The 837-nt window shown below is 60.7% G+C and carries 1 protein-coding gene; it reads left to right on the forward strand.

Annotation, left to right across the window (positions count from 1 at the left end; translation table 11 throughout):
- The first annotated feature begins 73 nt into the window (after window positions 1–73).
- On the forward strand, window positions 74–784 hold the full coding sequence (locus AUL36_RS22995) for an IS6 family transposase (RefSeq protein WP_062224592.1): 711 nt from the start codon (window positions 74–76) through the stop codon (window positions 782–784).
- The last annotated feature ends 53 nt before the right edge of the window (window positions 785–837 follow it).

Raw genomic sequence — 837 nt, forward strand, 5'->3', positions numbered from 1 at the left:
GGGGTCTGTTGCGAATAGCGATTGGGGATGCGAGCCTCGGTGCTCAAGGCGGCTAAAGTCGGGGGCGTGAGGCATGAGTTTGGCGTTCAAGGGCCGACATTTCGCGCCCGACATCATCTTGCTCTGTATGCGCTGGTACTGCCGTTACGCGCTGAGCTACCGCGACCTCGAGGAGATGATGGCTGAGCGCCATCTCTCGGTGGACCACACGACGATCTATCGCTGGGTTCAGCATTATGCGCCCGAGCTGGACCGCCGCGTCCAGTGGTGCAAACCCCTGCAGACCAAGACCTGGTACGTCGACGAGACCTACGTGAAGGTCCGAGGCGAATGGATGTATCTGTACCGGGCGATCGGCGATGGCGGCGAGACGCTCGACTTCTACCTCTCGCAAACCCGCACGACGAAAGCGGCGAAGCAGTTCCTGAGCAAGGCTTTGAACCGTTCGCCGCACCATCGGCCCTCAGTCATCTCGACCGACAAGAACCGGGCCTACAACGAGGCGATCGCCTCGCTGCGCAAGGAAGGGCGCCTTCCGCCGACCTGCCAGCATCGACAGGTCAAATTCTTGAACAATCGCCTCGAGTCCGACCACGGGAAACTGAAGCAGCGGATCCGCCCGGTTCGGGGGTTCAAGTCGCGCAAGACAGCCCACAACGCCATTCGCGGGTTCGAGGTGATGCGGATGTTCCGCAAGGGCCAGTTCCGCTCGATGGTCGATAGCCTCGCTGGAGGATCGGAAGCTCGGTACATCGGGCGGCTGTTCCAGGTGTTCATCGCCTGACGAAAGAACAGAACGGGATCATTGCGACCAAATTGGCTATTCGCAACAGACCC

This window comes from Aureimonas sp. D3 (genome assembly GCF_001463805.1).
GTDB lineage: Bacteria > Pseudomonadota > Alphaproteobacteria > Rhizobiales > Rhizobiaceae > Aureimonas > Aureimonas ureilytica_A.